This window comes from Paracidovorax oryzae ATCC 19882 (assembly GCF_000687165.1).
Taxonomy (GTDB): Bacteria; Pseudomonadota; Gammaproteobacteria; order Burkholderiales; family Burkholderiaceae_C; genus Paracidovorax; species Paracidovorax oryzae.
Genome location: NZ_JMKU01000001.1, coordinates 110,359 through 127,502, shown reverse-complemented (window position 1 = coordinate 127,502; position 17,144 = coordinate 110,359). Strand labels below are relative to the sequence as shown.

General features: G+C 69.7%; 8 protein-coding genes and 2 tRNA genes. 4 read left to right on the top strand and 6 right to left on the bottom strand.

The annotated features are described in order from the left end of the window. Window positions 1-39: 39 nt before the first annotated feature. Window positions 40-1,137: a chorismate synthase gene (gene aroC / locus T336_RS0100525; RefSeq protein ID WP_026431107.1), complete on the top strand. Its 1,098-nt coding sequence runs from the start codon at window positions 40-42 to the stop codon at window positions 1,135-1,137. A gap of 27 nt (window positions 1,138-1,164) precedes the next feature. Here aroC and T336_RS0100520 read toward each other — a convergent pair whose 3' ends face one another. The 4 genes from T336_RS0100520 to T336_RS0100505 all read right to left on the bottom strand — a co-directional run bounded on the left by T336_RS0100520 (window position 1,165) and on the right by T336_RS0100505 (window position 6,440). Next, a complete protein-coding gene (locus T336_RS0100520) occupies window positions 1,165-3,438 on the bottom strand; it encodes a hypothetical protein (protein WP_051647010.1) in 2,274 nt (757 codons plus the stop codon). 145 nt (window positions 3,439-3,583) lie between these two features. Next, window positions 3,584-4,033, bottom strand: coding sequence for a transcriptional regulator NrdR (gene nrdR, locus T336_RS0100515; protein WP_013594724.1), 450 nt, complete (start codon window positions 4,031-4,033; stop codon window positions 3,584-3,586). Window positions 4,034-4,066: 33 nt separating this feature from the next. Further along, a complete protein-coding gene (gene glyA / locus T336_RS0100510; RefSeq protein ID WP_026431105.1) occupies window positions 4,067-5,311 on the bottom strand; it encodes a serine hydroxymethyltransferase in 1,245 nt (414 codons plus the stop codon). A 238-nt stretch (window positions 5,312-5,549) separates the two neighbouring features. Next, window positions 5,550-6,440, bottom strand: coding sequence for a lytic transglycosylase domain-containing protein (locus tag T336_RS0100505; RefSeq protein ID WP_019700726.1), 891 nt, complete (start codon window positions 6,438-6,440; stop codon window positions 5,550-5,552). Window positions 6,441-7,147: 707 nt separating this feature from the next. On the opposite strand from T336_RS0100505, the gene T336_RS0100500 reads away from it, so the two are divergent. Then, on the top strand, window positions 7,148-11,077 hold the full coding sequence (locus T336_RS0100500) for a DUF748 domain-containing protein (protein WP_026431104.1): 3,930 nt from the start codon (window positions 7,148-7,150) through the stop codon (window positions 11,075-11,077). Between the two features lie 223 nt (window positions 11,078-11,300). Next, window positions 11,301-13,997, top strand: a complete 2,697-nt coding sequence (locus tag T336_RS0100495) for a DUF349 domain-containing protein (protein ID WP_026431103.1) — start codon at window positions 11,301-11,303, stop codon at window positions 13,995-13,997. Between the two features lie 387 nt (window positions 13,998-14,384). Here the strand turns inward: T336_RS0100495 and T336_RS0100490 are convergent. Next, window positions 14,385-14,469: transfer RNA gene (locus T336_RS0100490), tRNA-Leu, on the bottom strand. A gap of 200 nt (window positions 14,470-14,669) precedes the next feature. Beyond that, window positions 14,670-14,754 (bottom strand) — tRNA-Leu (locus T336_RS0100485). A 19-nt stretch (window positions 14,755-14,773) separates the two neighbouring features. Here T336_RS0100485 and rnr point away from each other — a divergent pair. Beyond that, entirely contained in the window at window positions 14,774-17,089 is a 2,316-nt protein-coding gene (gene rnr, locus T336_RS0100480) for a ribonuclease R (RefSeq protein WP_026431102.1), read from the top strand. The last annotated feature ends 55 nt before the right edge of the window (window positions 17,090-17,144 follow it).

Here is a 17,144-nt window from a genome sequence, read left to right as displayed (position 1 = left end):
GGCCCGGCTCGGCGGGTGGCTCTGTGATAATCCGGCGCCATGAGCGGCAACACACTCGGCACCATCTTCGCAGTCACCAACTTCGGTGAATCCCACGGCCCGGCCATTGGCTGCGTGATCGACGGCTGCCCGCCGGGCATGGAGTTGTCGGAGGCCGATATCCAGGCCGACCTGGACCGCCGCCGGCCCGGCACGAGCCGCCACGTCACCCAGCGCGCCGAGCCGGATGCGGTGGAGATCCTCTCGGGCATCTATGAGGGCCGCACCACGGGTACGCCCATCGCCCTGCTGATCCGCAACACGGACCAGCGCAGCAAGGATTACTCGAACATCGCCCAGAGCTTCCGTCCGGGCCATGCCGACTACACCTACTGGCACAAGTACGGCATCCGCGACCCGCGCGGCGGGGGACGGTCCTCGGCCCGGCTGACGGCGCCCACCGTGGCGGCCGGCGCCGTCGCCAAGAAGTGGCTGGCGGAAAAACACGGCACGCGCTTTCGCGCCTGCATGACCCAGATCGGCGAGGTGGAGATCCCGTTCGAAAGCTGGGACCACGTGCACGACAACCCTTTCTTCGCTCCGGTAGCCGATGTATCGGCCCTGGAGGCCTACATGGACGCGTTGCGCAAGGCCGGCGATTCGTGTGGCGCGCGCATCCGCGTGCAGGCTACGGGCGTGCCCGTGGGCCTGGGCGAGCCGCTCTACGACAAGCTCGATGCCGACATCGCCCATGCGCTCATGGGCCTCAACGCGGTGAAGGCGGTGGAGATCGGCGCGGGCTTCGCCAGCGTGGTCCAGCGCGGCACCACGCACGGCGATTCGCTCACGCCCGAGGGCTTCGCCAGCAACAATGCCGGCGGCATCCTGGGCGGCATCAGCAGCGGGCAGGACATCGAGGCCCTGATCGCCATCAAGCCCACCAGTTCCATCATCAGCCCGCGCCAGTCCATCGACATTCACGGCCAGAGCACCGAAGTCGTCACCAAGGGCCGCCACGACCCCTGCGTGGGCATCCGCGCCGCACCCATCGCCGAAGCGCTGCTGGCCCTGGTGCTGATGGACCATGCCCTGCGGCATCGCGCCCAGTGCGGTGACGTGGTGCCGGCGGTGGCGCCGATCCGGGCGTCCTTCCTGTAATCGCCAGGCGGGCTGCAGCGCAGGGCCTCAGGGCGCCGATGCGGCCACTGCGGGGCCGCTGGCGGCGGTGGCGGCCGGCACCGCCTGCGAGGTCGCAGCCGCACCGGCCGGCACGGCGGGCCGGTGATGGAGCCAGCCCATGCGCCATGCCAGCACGCCCGCCACCACCAGGACCACCGCCACGCAGGCCGCCGTCCAGGCCGGCTTGCGCGACTCGGGAAACGGATCGTTCAGCATGCGGCGCGCGCCCGGCGGCACATGGGCCGCCTGCGACAGCGACCCGCCCAGGCGGGTGTTGATGCGCATGCGGCCGTTGATGGCCCAGCCGCTCGCATCCAGGATCGGGCCCAGGCTGCGCTGGCGCAGCTTGAGCCAGGCGATCAGCATGCTCGGCCCCGAAATGGCCACGACGATGCCGAGCAGCGCGATCGGTATCCAGGCGCCCAGGTCCACGAACTTCGCGAAGATGCCGACGGCCACGGCGCTCAGGCTGCCCAGGGCCACGCCCAGCGCGGCCACCGTGCCCACGTCCATGCGGCGCTGGGTATCGGACGCACCCCCCGGCACTGACGGCGCCGCGGCGTTCGCCAGGGTCTTGCCGGGCGCGGTGGCCAGGCTGCCGGCCGTGGTGCCCAGTGATTTCTCCACCCGGGAATCGCTTGCGGCCGCCCGCTTGGCCACCTGTTCCTCGATCATGCGCAGGAACTTCTTGTAGGGCGAGAAGAAGGCCTGGGCGATGCTCGTGGGATTCTCGATGATCTTCGTGATGGTCGCATCCCAGTCGAGGCCGTCGCGGTCGTAGAACACGCCATTGCGGCCCACGAACAGGAAATCGACATCGCCGGCCGTGAAAGCCGCGACGATGCCCATCTTCTGACCCTTGCGCGTGCAGTCGCAGTAGGCGAGGTAGGTCTTGGCCAGCCCCGCCAGCTTGGCGTGGCGGCCCGCGTCGGCCACCTGCACCGTCAGGTCGCAGCTGCGGGCGTCGAGGAAGAGGGTGCCCGCCTGGAAGATCGCCCCCTCGCGCTGGTAGAAGGCCGAGAACGAGACGAAGTTGTTCAGCAGCCGCAGCAGGTCCCGCTTGAAGCGCAGCAGCTTTTCCAGGGCCAGCGTGTGGCCGTTGTGCGCCTTCTCGGCCTCGTCCTGCGCGATCAGCGCCATCACCCGTTCACGCACGCCGCTGCCATGCAGCTGGCGCACCGTGTCCGCGTCGAGCGCGTCCAGGTGCGTCGCGGGGCGGGCCGACAACTGCTTCAGGCAGGGGGACAGCGCATCCAGCGTGCGCTTCCAATCCGCTTCCGACAGCGACATGCGCGCTGTTTCTCCCAGCAGCGGCACCAGGGCCTTGTCGCGCAGCGCCTGCACGGCGCCGGCCCAGGCGGGATTGATGCCGCGTTCCAGGGGCAGGGTGCCGTCGGGCGTGAAGGGCGCCAGCGGCAGGGCCGCCACGGCGTCCGAGCCTGGCGAGAGTTCCATCCGGGCCAGCGCGGCATAGTCGTCGTCCGATGGGTGCATTGCCGTGCGCACGCGCGGATCGTAGGCGGCCAGCCGCGCCCGCGTGAAGAAATCGTCCACCTTGTGGCGCACGGCCTGCACGGCCTGGGCCGCCTGCAGGGTGCGGTCTCCCAGCGGCATTCCCTCCGGATGCGCCTGCACCCCGTCCGCCCATTGCTGCAGCGCATCCACCTCTGCGAAGAACGCCTCGGCCGTCTTGCGGTCCACGCCGGCCGGCTGGTCGGCCACCGCGGGCACGCTGCCATGCGTGGCCATAATGCGCTCCAGCGCATCGCGGGTCTCCGCATCGTCCTCTGCCGTGGCCGGAGACACCACACCGTCGCCGTTGAAGCGCTGGGCGTTCAGCTTCTCGCTGCGGGCCAGCACCTCGTCCAGGGTGATGGATTCCGCATCCTCGCGCCCCGCCAGCGCCAGGATGCGCCGGGCCTGCTCCGCCAGGGCCGCCCCGTCCTCGGTGGAGCCGTCCAGGGCCGACAGTGCCAGCACGGGGCCGGGGCGGGCCAGTTCATCCGGATCGCGCAGCCGCTCGCAGGCCCACGCGCATGCCGCCAGCAGTTCGGGCGGGCGGATGCGCCCGTCGCCGTCGGTATCGATGAGGTCGAGCGTGCGCGGGTCGAACTCCACGCCCCGCGTGGGGCAGGCCAGCGCCACCCAGAGTTTCTGGTCCAGTTCGGCCAGGTGCGCGATGTCCGCGCCCGTGCGGATGATGACCTGGTCCACGCCGCCGGCGCGGAAGAATTGCCATGGATGTGCGGAAGACAGGGGAGTCGGTGCGTCGGACTGCATGGATCGGAGCGGGGGATCGGGGGAGGGGAGCAGGCCGTTGCCGGATGCGCGGCAGGGCCGGTCGATTGTGCAGTGCGTGCGGCGCCCCGGGCGTAGGACCAAGGCCGACGCGCCGTGCCTGGCCGGCATCCCCGGCAGGCAGAGCCTACTTGCGCACTTCGTCCACGAGTGCCCGGAACTCGTCGATGTCCTCGAAGCTCCGGTACACGCTCGCGAACCGGATATAGGCGACCTTGTCGAGCTTCTTGAGTTCGCGCATCACCAGCTCGCCGATGCGGCTGGACAGCACTTCGCGCTGCCCGAGGTTGAGCAGTTTTTCCTCGATGCGCTCGATGGCGCTGTCGATCTGCGTGGTGCTCACCGGCCGCTTGCGCAGCGCGATGCTGAACGAGCCGATGAGCTTGCTGCGGTCGTATTCGATGCGCCGGCCGTCCTTCTTCACCACGTTGGGGAAGCTGACTTCCGGGCGCTCATAGGTCGTGAAGCGCTTGTCGCAGGCCCCGCACTGCCGGCGCCGCCGCACGAAGTCCCCGTCTTCGGCCACGCGCGTTTCGACGACCTGCGTCTCGGGGTGGCTGCAGAACGGGCACTTCATTGCAGGGGCGGCAGTCTCGGGGCTGTGCTGCGGTCAGCGATAGACCGGGAAGCGGCTGGTGAGCGCGTGCACCTTCTCGCGCACGGCGGCCAGGTTGGCTTCGTCGTGCGGGTTGTCCAGCACGTCGGCCACCAGGTTCGCTGTGATGCGGGTTTCCTCTTCCTTGAAGCCGCGCGTCGTGATCGCGGGCGTGCCCACGCGGATGCCGCTCGTCACCATCGGCTTTTCCGGATCGTTCGGGATGGAGTTCTTGTTGATGGTGATGTGGGCCTGGCCCAGGGCCGCTTCGGCCGCCTTGCCGGTGATGCCCTTGGCGCGCAGGTCCACCAGCATGACGTGGCTTTCCGTGCGGCCGCTGATGATGCGCAGGCCGCGCTCGATCAGCGTCTCGGCGAACACCTTGGCGTTCTTCGCGACCTGCTGCTGGTAGGCCTTGAACTCGGGCGCCAGCGCTTCCTTGAAGGCCACCGCCTTGGCGGCGATGACGTGCTCCAGCGGACCGCCCTGCAATCCCGGGAAGATGGCGGAGTTGATCGCCTTCTCGTGTTCGGCCTTCATCAGGATGATGCCGCCGCGCGGGCCGCGCAGGCTCTTGTGCGTCGTGGAGGTGACCACGTCGGCGAAGGGCACGGGGTTCGGGTATTCGCCTGCGACCACCAGGCCGGCATAGTGGGCGATGTCCACCCAGAAGATCGCGCCGATTTCCTTGGCGATCTTCGCGAAGCGCTCGAAATCGATGCGCAGCGAATAGGCGGATGCACCGGCGATGATCAGCTTGGGCTTGTGCTCGCGGGCCTTGGCTTCCAGCGCGTCGTAGTCGATTTCTTCCTTCTCGTTCAGGCCGTACGACACGATGTTGAACCACTTGCCGCTCATGTTGAGCGGCATGCCGTGCGTCAGGTGACCGCCTTCGGCTAGGCTCATGCCCAGGATGGTGTCGCCGGGCTTCAGGAAGGCGAGCAGCACGGCCTGGTTGGCCTGCGAGCCGGAATTGGGCTGCACGTTGGCGGCTTCTGCGCCGAAGAGCTTCTTCACGCGGTCGATGGCCAGCTGCTCGACCACGTCCACGTTCTCGCAGCCGCCGTAGTAGCGCTTGCCGGGATAGCCTTCTGCGTACTTGTTGGTGAGCTGGGAGCCCTGGGCCGCCATGACGGCGGGGGAGGCGTAGTTCTCGCTGGCGATCAGCTCGATGTGCTCTTCCTGGCGGACGTTCTCGGCCTGGATGGCGGCCCACACTTCGGGATCGGCTTGTTCGACAAGAATATTGCGTTGGTACATGGCGTGGCAGTCCTGTGAATGGTGTCCCTTGGAAAAACAAGGGCTGCCCAGGCGAACGGCGGAACACAACGGGCCCTGCAGCCCGTGCGGCACGCTTCCCAGTGGTTCGCAGGATGAAGTGCCTGCCGGTTTCCACGTCAGCGGCGGCGCCCGCCTTCGCGGATGCACCGCGCCTATCGCCAGTCGCGTACCCCTCGAGTGTAGCGGACAGCAGCGCGGGATGGCGCCGCCGCGGGCGTCAAAGCCCCGGGGTGAGCAGCGCGAGCTTGTCCTCGGCCGGGGAGGCGGCGGGCGACGCAGCGGCGGTGCCCGCGGCCTTGGCTGGCAGCGTGGTCTGCGCCGGAGCCTGGGTGGACAGCATCGGAGGCGTCGCTGCGGGAGCTGCCGGCGCCGGCGGCGTGAAGATGGGCACGTTGCGGCCATTGGCCACCTGCCGCAGGCGCATGTGCTCGGCCATGACCTTGATGGCGTAGCCGCCGTCATCGGCCAGGTTGGCCGCGCCCACGTAGTAGCGCAGGCCGCCTTCGAGGGAGCCGGCGCGGGCGATGCATTCCTGCAGCACGCGGACGCCGACGCGCAGGTTGCTCACCGGGTCGAAGGCGGCGAAATGGCCGCCGAAGTTCTCGTACTTGTCGGTGTGCACCCGTGTCATGACCTGCATCAGGCCCTGGGCGCCCACGGCGCTCTGCGCGAAGGGATTGAAGCTCGACTCCACGGCCATGATGGCCAGGATGAGCGTGGGATCGAGCTTGGTGCGGCCGCCGATCTCGTAGGCCTCGGAGACCAGCGCGGCGAGGGGTTCGGGCGCCACGCGGTATTTCTTGCTGAGCCAGAACGCGACGGCGGCCTGCTCCTTGGGCAGGTCCTTCGGGTTGGTGGCCGTGGCGCGCTCGCTGGCTTCGGGCTCCATGGGCACACCGACCACCGCCACCTGGCGCGCCTGCAGCCAGCCCATGAGCTGTTCCTCTCCGGCCTGCCGCAGGTCCGGGCGGGCGGTGAGGGTGATCGCGCCGAACGCGACCGTCAGCCCGACCAGGGCGAAACTGCTGTGGGTGATTTCGAGGAAACCGTCGATCACATCGGATGCGAAGGTCTGCACTCCGCCGATCACCCGTCCTGACGCTGTCATAGCTCTTCCTTTCTGAGTCGAGGCCTGTTGCGGGCGACACCCGTGGTGGGGGTCTCCCGTGCCAGGCATCTCGCCTGGATTGGTACGCCATCCAGTTCCCGTGGAAACAGCCTGCGCAGCGGTGCAGGGGGAACGACTTCGCCGGATTCGGCAGCGATGGAGATAGTGGTCAGCCTCGGTTTTCGAAGCTGGCGGATTCTAGGAGGGGGCCAAATGCCAGGTCAATACTAAGGCATCTATTCATTAGATCAATTTATTCTAAAAAACATGGATGCAAACACAGTTTTCGGATGCCCGGCAGTGCTTTCGTACACTCGACCGTGAAGCCCTTGTGACACTCCAGGCGGCGGGGGAAGTTTTGGTCAATCAAGGTGCCGCGATCGATTGCAAATATCGGTTGGACGTCCCGCGCGGATTGGTTAAATTGGAGGCGTCTGGCAGTGACCAGGCATCGCCCGACGAAGCGGAAACCACCATCCAAGCGGCATGCAGTGCCCTGGTTGGGCAGGTGGAATCTTCCACGGCAAACCCTCGGAGGCAATACCTTGCCTCCTGCCCCATGGACGCTCACCCTCCATGGTGCAAACGATGGCAAAAGACCGTTGTGTCAGCCGTCAAGCCCGGCAGTGGTCACCAGGCCCTGCCGGGCTTTCTGTTTTTCACATTGTTACGGTTTGGCGGCCTGCCCATCTGCTGCAATCCCGGCCATGGGTGCAATCGAATCAAACGAGGAGCGGGCGCAGGAGCCCGCGGGCGGACGCCGGCATGCGCGCCGGGCCGCTGCGGCCGTCGCCGCGCGCTGGGTTGGCGGCGGCATCGCCTCGCTGTTGCTGCTGTGGGCGCTGGCCTGGCTGGCCGTGCCACCCTTGGTGCGGTGGGGGCTGGAGCGCTGGGGGAGCAGCGTCGCGGGACGCGCCGTCACGGTGGGAAAGGTGGATTTCCGCCCCTGGACGCTGGAGCTCACCGTGCATGACATCGCCCTGGCGGCAGCGGCTCCAGGCGCGCCCGCCCAGGCAGAAATCCGGCGCCTCTATATAGACATCGAAATGCAGTCCCTGGTGCGCTGGGCGCCGGTGCTCGACGCGCTGGAAATCGACGCGCCGCGACTGCGCGTGGTCCGCGGACAGCACGGCCACTACGACATCGACGACCTGCTGCAGTTGGGCGCCTCACGCCCGGGGAGCGGGGAGGGCGGTGGCGGCCGGTTCGCGCTCTACAACCTGGCCCTGCGCGATGGCGCGATCGAGTTCATCGACCGGACGACGGACCAGACGCACCGGCTGACGGGATTGGAACTCGGCATTCCCTTTCTCAGCAATTTGCCCGCCGACCGGCAGGTCACGGTGACGCCGCGGCTCGCTTTCAGCCTGGACGGGAGCACCTTCGATACCGGAGCGCGCAGCACTCCATTCTCTGAAGACCGCAACACACAGGCCCGGCTGCAGATCCGGGGGCTGGACCTGTCTCCGCTGCGTGCCTACTGGCCCGCAGGAATGCCCCTGCGGCCGCAGGCAGGGACGCTGGAGGCGGAGCTGGATATCGGATTCCTCCAGGGGCCGGAACCGCGCCTGACCGTGGGTGGACATGCGCGCCTGTCCGGCGTGCGCCTGGACGGGCCGCCGGGTTCCGCGCCCGTCGCGTTCCAGTCGCTGGATGTCCATGCGGCGTCGGTGGAGCCGCTGCGCAGGTCGGCGCACCTGGCTTCGGTCGAATGGTCCGGGCCGGAGATCGCGGTGCGGCGCGACGCCCAGGGGCAGTGGGACTGGGCCGCCGCGGCTGGCGCCGGTGGCGTGCAGGGTGCCCCGGCCGCCACGCCGACAGCCAGCGGTGCCGGCCCGTCTTCCGGGGCCTGGCAGGTGACGGTAGACCGCGTCGCGGTCCGGGAAGGGCGCCTGGCATGGCGCGACGAGAGCGCGGCCCGCCCGGTCGCCATGGCATGGGACGGTGTCCATGCACAGGCGCAGTCGCTGTCGTGGCCATGGAAGGGCGGAGTTCCGTTCCGGCTGCAGGCCCGCATGCAGCCCGCCGCCCATGGAGCGAGCAGCAGGTCCGGCGCCGGCGAGGCCGGGGAGGCGCCCGCGACGCTGCGGGTGGCGGGAACCGCGTGGCCTGGGCGGGGGCAGGTGGCCGCATCGCTGCGCAGCCTGCCGTTTTCGGCCGTCGACGGTTATGCGGCGGGGGCATTCGCGCCGCGCGCCGGGGCGCACATCGACTCCGACGCCGGTGTCGCCTGGAACCATGCCAACGGTGCGCTGGTGGCGAAGGTGGCGCGGTTCGTGGCGGATGGCGTCACGCTGGCCTGTCCGGCCGGCGGGCCGTGCGCTGCGCCATCCGCCGAGGCCGGCCGTACGCCGGAGGGCACGGAAACGCCGCCGGGCGCCTGGGTGCAGGCAGAACGGCTGGAAATAGAGAATGCGTGGATCGACGTGCCCGCCCGCGCAGTGTCCGTGGAGCGGGCCATCGCCCGGGCACCGCGGCTGCGGGCGGAGCGCGACGCGCAAGGGCGCTGGATGTTCGATGCCTGGCTTCTGCAGGGCGGGGCCGACCGGGGCCCTTCCCGGGAGGCGCGGGCCGCGGACGGTGATGCCCCCTGGTCCGTCCGGCTGGGCGAGGTGTCGGTGGAGCGCGGTGCGGTGGCCTTGCGCGACGCGGTGCCCGCATCCCCGGTGGATCTGCGCTGGTCTGCCATCGCCCTGCAGGCGCGGGGGCTGCGCTGGCCCCAGGCGGCTGGCGGCCCGGCTGCGCCGGTGCAGTTGTCCCTGTCGGGACAGTGGGAAGCGGGCCGGCGCGAACCCGGCCGCCTGGCCTATGAGGGCCGGCTGACGATGGCCCCCCTGGCCGTGCAGGGCCGCCTGCAGGCCCAGCATTTGCCCGTGCACCTGCTGGAGCCGTATGCGGCCCCATGGCTGAACGTGCGCATCGTTCGGGCCGAGGCGGGTTTCGAAGGCGATGTGGACTATGCCGCCACGGCAGCCGGAGCGAAGGCCTCGGTGCGCGGCAATGCCGCGCTGGACGAAGTGCGCGTGCGAGCGCCCGCCCCGGCGCCGGGGCCGGAAACGGCCGCGGGGACTCCGCCCGCACCGCCCCGTGGCGAGGAACTGCTGCGCTGGCGCAATCTGGCCCTCCAGGGCGTGCAATGGGAAATGGCGCCCGGCGCGCCCGCGCGCGTGGATGTGCGGGAAACGGCATTGCGGGATTTCTTCGCGCGCATCGTGCTGCAGAAGAACGGCCGGCTCAACCTGCAGGACCTGGTTCGCGGCCCGGAGGCCTCATCCCGGCCGGAACCGGCGCCCGGTCCTGCCCCGGCCCTGGCTGACGCCGGCGGTGCCGCTGCTGTCCGCCCCGCGACAGCGGGCCGTACCGGCGCCGACCCGGCAACCCAGGCCGTTGCGGCTTCCCGTGCCAGCCCGGTGCTGCACTTCGGGCCGGTGGTGCTGTCCGCGGGGGGCGTGCGTTTCACCGACTACTTCATCGAGCCCAACTACTCCGCCGATCTCGGCGATCTGGCGGGGCGCATCGGCGCGTTCTCTTCCGAGCCTGCGCCCGGAGGCGGCGAGCCCGCGATGGCGGAGCTGGAGCTCAGCGGCAAAGCGCAGGGTTCAGCGCCGCTGGAGATTTCCGGACGCATCAACCCCCTGGCGAAGCCGCTGGCGCTGGACATCCAGGGCCGGGTGCGGGACCTGGAGCTGCCGCCACTGTCGCCCTATGCCATCAAGTACGCCGGCCACGGTATAGAGCGTGGCAAGCTGAGCATGGACGTGCGCTACAAGGTCCAGCCCGACGGGCAGCTCACCGCCGGCAACCGCCTGGTGCTGCACCAGCTCACCTTCAGCGATCCCGTGGAGGGCGCTTCCGCCAGCCTGCCGGTGCGGCTGGCCGCGGCGCTGCTGGCGGACAGCAACGGGGTGATCGACCTGGACCTGCCCATCAGCGGTTCGCTCAACGATCCCCAGTTCAGCCTGGGGCCGGTGATCCTGCGGGCCGTGGGCAGCCTGGTCCTCAAGGCCGTGACCTCGCCTTTTTCGCTGCTGGCCAAGGCCTTCGCGGGTGGGACCGAGGAGCAGGGTGCCGTGGCTTTCGCGCCCGGCAGTGCGGTACTGGATGCCACGGCCCTGCAGGGGCTGGACAAGGTGGCGCAATCGCTGCGCGACCGGCCGGCCCTGCAACTGACCGTGACCGGCCATGCCGTGGCGGAAGCCGAGGAAGAAGGCTGGAAGCGCGAACGCCTGCGCTCGCAGGTCCAGGCATTGCAGCAGCGGCGCCAGCCGGCGGCGCGCCCGGATGCGGATATGCATGGCGCACCGATGGCCCCGGGTGGCCCGGACGCCGCCCAGGCGCAGGCCTATGCCGATGCACTACGGGAGCTCTACCGCCGCACGGACATTCCCAAGCCCCGCAACCTGCTGGGCCTGGCGCGGGACATTCCCGTCCCGGAGATGGAGGCGCTGCTGCTGGCCCAGATGAAGGTGCCCGGGGACGCCCTGCGCGAACTGGCGCAGGCGCGCGCTGTGGCGGTGCGCGACGAACTTGCGCGGCGCGGCGTGCCGCTGGAGCGGCTGTTCGTGGCGGCTCCGCGCATGGATGCGCGCCGGGAGGGCGCCGCGCCCCAGGCGGAGTTGGCGCTTTCCACGCGCTGAAGCGGCCTGAAGCGGCCTGAGGAGGGTGGTTGTACCCGGGAGGCGCGGCCCCATATGGCATGCTCGGGCCGTGTTCCGGGCCTCCGTTTCCCGGGCGCGCCAGGCTTATCTCCGGGCCGGCGGACAAAACCGGGCCAAAATAGCGCCTTCGACGCTCGCCGGGCCGTGATCCCGGCGTACGGGCACTGGTGCTTTCGGCACCTGGCCCCTCCTGACCAGAACCATGTTTCCTTTTTCTTCTCGCAACAAAATGTCTGACGCCCCTGAAGTGAACCCGGCCCCGGCCAAAGCCTCCGAGCCGCATCCGCTGGACGCGTTGACGGGCGGGGCCTTTTCCGCCGCCACGTCGGGCGAGCGTGCCTCGCGCATCCGCGACTGGCTGGCTACACAGCCCACGCCCGAGCAGTTGCAGGAAGTGTTCAAGGAACTGAGCGGACGCGACAAGGGCGCGGCCCGTGCCGTGCGCGAGCGCCTCGACGAGATCCGCCGCGCCAAGGGCCAGGAAGCCATCGCTGCCGAATGGGCCGAAAAGGCCACCGCGCTGCTCGATGCCTCCCGCTTCCACATTGCCGACGCGCTCGCCTGGCAGCGCGATGCGGCCAAGGCCGGTGCGCCCCTGTCCCGGGAGCCCCTGGCATCGCTCAAGGCCCGCCTGGCCGAGCGCATGAAGGTCATCGAGGATCTGCAGCACCGCGTGCAGGTACAGCGCGAGGCGGCCGTCCTGCTGGCCCAGCGCATCGACGTGCTCTCCACCAAGCCCTGGCGCGACGCGCAGGCGGCCCTGGAGGCGCTGCGCACCGATGTCGAGCGCTGGCAGCAGCAGGCCGACGAGCTGTCGGGCGATCCCGCATGGCCCAGCGTCGAGGCCCGCTTCCCGCCCCAGCTGGAAGCCTCCCGCACGCAGCTGCTCGTGGTGTGGAACGCTTTCCAGCCGGCCATCGCGCAGGCGGCGGCCGCTGCCGAGAATCCCGAGGCACCGCTGCCCCCCGTGCCGGTCTGGGCGGAGGAACTGCGCATCGCGCGCGGCGGCGAGCCGCTGGCCGATACGGCGGCTTCCGGCGCTGCTCCGGCGGCCCCCGCCCGTGCGGCGGCCAAGACCGATCCGGCGCTGCGCGAGAAGGCCGAGCAGGCCGTGCGCGCCGCACTGGCCAAGCTGCAGGAAGAAACCGCCCAGGGCCATGGCAAGGCGTCCGCCGGCGCCGCCACGGCCCTGCGCACCGTGCTGAAGCAGCACGGCCGCCATATCGACACGGCCCTGGAACACGACGTGCACACCGCGCTCGTCGCTGCGGGTGAACTGCAGGGCTGGCAGCGCTGGAGCGCCGACCAGGTGCGCGAGGACCTCGTGGCCAAGGCGGAAGGGCTGCTCAAGCGCCCCGAAGGCCAGGCACTGGGTGGCCGCAAGATCCAGGAAAGCCTGCGCCAGCTGCGTGAGCAGTGGAAGCAGACCGACCAGGGCGGCCCGGCGAACCACGCCCTCTGGAAGAAATTCGACGAGGCCTGCAATGCCGCCCACAAGGTGGTGGAGGCCTGGCTGGAGAAGGTGCGTGCCGACGCTGCCGAGCACAAGGCGCAGCGCCTGGCGCTGATCCAGGAACTGCAGGCCTGGACGGCCGCGCAGACAGCGGACGGCGCGCAGCCCGACTGGAAGCAGGTGAGCCGTGCGCTGCACCAGTTCTCCGATCGCTGGCGCGAGGGCGGCCACGTGAATGAAAAGGTCTATGCCGAACTGCAGCCGCAGTGGAAGCAGGTCCTGTCCGAAGCCGCCGCGCCGCTGGAAGCGGCGCAGAAGCAGAGCCTGGCGCGCCGCCACGCCATGATCGACGAGGCCGTGGCGCTGGGCGCCGCACCGGCGCTGCGCATCGATGCCGTGAAAGCGCTGCAGCAGCGCTGGCAGGCCGAGGCCCAGTCCGTGCCGCTGGACCGCAAGCAGGAGCAGAAGCTCTGGGATGCGTTCCGCAAGCCCATCGACGAGGCCTTCAACCGCAAGACGGCCGATCGCCAGAAGGCCGCGGGCGAGATGAGCGCCCATGACCGAGCGGTTCTGGATGCGTCCAAGGCGGTGGAGGAGGCCAATGCCTCCGGCGACGCCCAGCAGATCCGCACGGCGCTGGCCGCGCTGGAAGCGGCCATCCGGGGCCAGCAGCAGGCAGCGGCCGATTCCACCGCTGCACAGGCTGCGACTCCCGAGGCTGCCCCTGCCGAAGGCACGGAGGCGGCTGGCGATGCCGGCGCTGCGCCCGCCGCGGCGCCGAAGCCCGCTCGCCCCGTGGTGGCGGTGCGTGGCGATGACCGCCCGGGCGCCAAGCGCGATGTTCCCGCTCCGGCAGGCCGCCCGGGACGACCCGGCGAGCGGGACCGCAGGGACGGCCGCCCTGGACGTGATGGTCGCGACGGCCGGGATGGTGGTGACCGCGGAGGCCGCTTCGGCGACCGTGACCGCATGGCGCAGGCCCGCGGGCCGCGCCTGGGTGACGCCGCGTTCCGCGCCCAGCGCGAGGCACAGGAGCACGCCCAGGCGGCGCTGCGCAGGCTGGCCGCGCAGGCGCATGGCGAAGCGCTGACCCAGCTGCTCTCGGCATGGGAAAAACGCGATGCATCGCAGCTGCCGTCCGCACAGGAACTGGGATCGCAGGTGCCTGCCGGCGTGCGCAGCACCTGGGCGCAGGCAGTGTCGTCGGGACCTGCAGGCGATGCGTCCGAGGCATTGCTGAGGCTGGAGATGGCGGCCGAGGTGCCCACGCCCGCGGAGCAGTTGCCCGCGCGCCGCGCCCTACAGCTGCAACTGCTGACGCGCCGCAACGATCCGCCGCCGGCCCAGACCTGGGCGCAGGACGCCGCGCGCGTGCTTGCCAGCGCGAGCGAGCCCGGCAATGCGCGGCGCTTCCAGCAGGCGCTCAAGGCACTGCTCAAGGGCTGACCATCCCTCTGGCTGCCGGGGGGCGGCTCCGTCCATCCTCCGGCATGCCCTGCGCTCAGTGGTCCGGGCGCATTCTGTTGGCTCTCATAGCCCGCACGGCATGCACCGCACAATGCATGCATCCAGTCCCTTGCCGTGGGAGGCATGGCTGCGCGCGCCTGCCAGCGGCCCGCGCGCTACGTATCTCATTGGAATGGGGAACGGATGCATGGGCAGTGCCCAGGGGCAGCCATGGTCACGCTGCAGCATGGCTGCCCCTGGATATGAAGACGACAGGGCAGGCTGGTGCCGGACAATTCGCACGCTTTGCGGGCACGCCGCCACGCCGGGGACTTGCCGCAAGCGAAAAAGAAAAAAGCCGCTGGTTTAGCAGCGGCTTTTGAATTTTGGTGCCCAGGAGAGGACTCGAACCTCCACGATGTTACTCGCTAGTACCTGAAACTAGTGCGTCTACCAATTCCGCCACCTGGGCATCTCAGGAATCCTTGAATTCTAGCGTCTTTTTTTGCCGTTCCGGACAAGTTGACGATTTTTTTGAAAAAACTTCGGAGCCACTGTTTCGGAGACCACCAGATCCGGAGCGGCAGTCCAGCGGCGCCTCCACCAACAAAAAAGCCGCTTCACAAGGAAGCGGCTCGATTGCCGAAAAACCGGTCTGGTTCTCGTTAAACTTGGTGCCCAGGAGAGGACTCGAACCTCCACGATGTTACTCGCTAGTACCTGAAACTAGTGCGTCTACCAATTCCGCCACCTGGGCATTTCAGGAAAGACTCAGATTGTATATCAAAAAAACGAAAGCCGTTGCAAACATCGCTCACTCCGATGACGAAATCGAAGGCAGCGTGCAGGGCCACCGCGACGGCCATGGATTCGTGCAGCGCGACGACGGCGAAGCCGACATCTACATTCCCGCCAACGAGATGCGGGCGGTGCTCCACAAGGACCGCGTGCGCGTGCGCATCGCGCGCCACGACCGGCGCGGCCGGCCCGAGGGGCGCATCGTCGAGATCATCGAGCGCCCCCAGCACCCGATCATCGGTCGCCTGCTGCAGGAAAGCGGCGTATGGCTGGTGGCGCCGGAAGACAAGCGCTACGGCCAGGATGTGCTGATCCCCAAGGGTGCGACCGGCTCGGCCAAGACCGGGCAGGTCGTGGTGGTGGAGTTGACGGAGCCGCCCGCGCTGTTCGGGCAGCCCGTGGGCCGCGTCACGGAAGTGCTGGGCGAGGTGGACGACCCCGGCATGGAGATCGAGATCGCCGTGCGCAAGTACGGCGTTCCGCACGAGTTCTCGCAGGAGGCGCTGGCGCAGGCCAAGGGCCTGCCCGACAAGGTGCGCGCGCAGGACAAGCGCCACCGCATCGACCTGACCGACGTGCCCCTGGTGACCATCGACGGCGAAGATGCCCGCGACTTCGACGATGCCGTGTATTGCGAGCCGGCGCGCGTCGGGCGCACCAAGGGCTGGCGCCTGCTGGTCGCGATCGCCGACGTGAGCCACTATGTGGAGACGGGTAGCCCCATCGACGTGGACGCCTATGACCGGGCCACCAGCGTCTATTTCCCGCGCCGCGTCATCCCGATGCTGCCCGAGAAGCTGTCCAACGGGCTGTGCTCGCTCAATCCGGAGGTGGAGCGCCTGTGCATGGTGTGCGACATGCTGGTCACTGCCAAGGGCGAGGTGCATGCCTACCAGTTCTATCCGGCCGTGATGTTCAGCCATGCGCGCTTCACCTATACGGAAGTGGCCGCGATCCTCGCGAACACGCGGGGACCGGAGGCGACGAAGCGCCGCGCGCGCGTGCAGGACCTGCTGAACCTGCACGACGTGTACCGCGCGCTGCTGTCGTCGCGGCACGCGCGCGGGGCCGTGGATTTCGAGACCACCGAGACGCAGATCGTCTGCGACGACAACGGCCGCATCGAGAAGATCGTGCCGCGCACGCGCAACGACGCCCACCGCCTGATCGAGGAGGCCATGCTCGCGGCCAACGTGTGCAGCGCGGACTTCATCGCGCAGGGCGGGCAGCCGGGGCTCTACCGCGTGCACGAGGGGCCCACGCCGGAGAAGCAGGAGATCCTGCGCGGCTACCTGAAGGCGATGGGCGTGGGCATGACGATCGGCGACGATCCGAAGCCCGGAGACTTCCAGGCCATCGCGGAGGCCACGAAGGACCGCCCGGATGCGCAGCAGATCCACTCGATGTTGCTGCGGTCCATGCAGCAGGCCATCTACACGCCCGTGAACAGCGGCCATTTCGGGCTGGCGTACGAGGCCTACACGCACTTCACCAGTCCCATCCGCCGGTATCCGGACCTGCTGGTGCACCGCGTGATCAAGGCCATCCTGGGCCAGACCAAGTACCGGCTGCCGGCACTGCCGGTGCCGGGGGAAGCCCATGCCAAGCTGGCCAAGCGCCTTGCCGCGCGTGTGCCGGCGCCGACGCAGCAGCCGCGCAAGCCGCTGTCCGCCGCCGCGGTCCGCGAGGTGCAGGCCTGGGAGGCCGCCGGCCTGCACTGCAGTGCCAACGAGCGCCGCGCCGACGAGGCCAGCCGCGATGTCGAGGCGTGGCTGAAGTGCAAGTACATGCGCGAGCACCTGGGCGAGGAGTTCAGCGGCCTGGTCACCGCCGCGACCAGCTTCGGCATCTTCGTGACGCTGGACGCGATGTACGTCGAGGGGCTGGTGCACATCACGGAGCTGGGCGGCGAGTATTTCAAGTTCGACGAGGCGCGCCAGGAGCTGCGCGGCGAGCGCACGGGCATCCGCTATGCCATCGGCACGCGGGTGCGCGTGCAGGTCAGCCGCGTGGACCTGGATGGGCGCCGCATCGACTTCCGGCTGGTGCGCGAGGGCGAGGAGTCGCCGGCGCCCGCGCGCGCTTCCCGTGGCCGCGGAGGTCGCGAGCCGGCGGAGCCGATGCTTCCGGCATCCGCCGATGGAGCGGGGGCGGAGCGCAGCCGCAACAAGGCCCGCAAGGGCGATTCCAGGCCCGCCCGTTCGCAGGACGCCCCGGCGGCACCGCGCAAGGCGGCGGCCAAGGGCTCCGGACGGCGTTCCGGGGCGGCCAAGCGGGGCAAGTCGCGCCGCTGAGCCCTGGCGGGGCGCCGGGATGGCAGGAGCGTCCCGGCCCCACCCTGGGGTGACC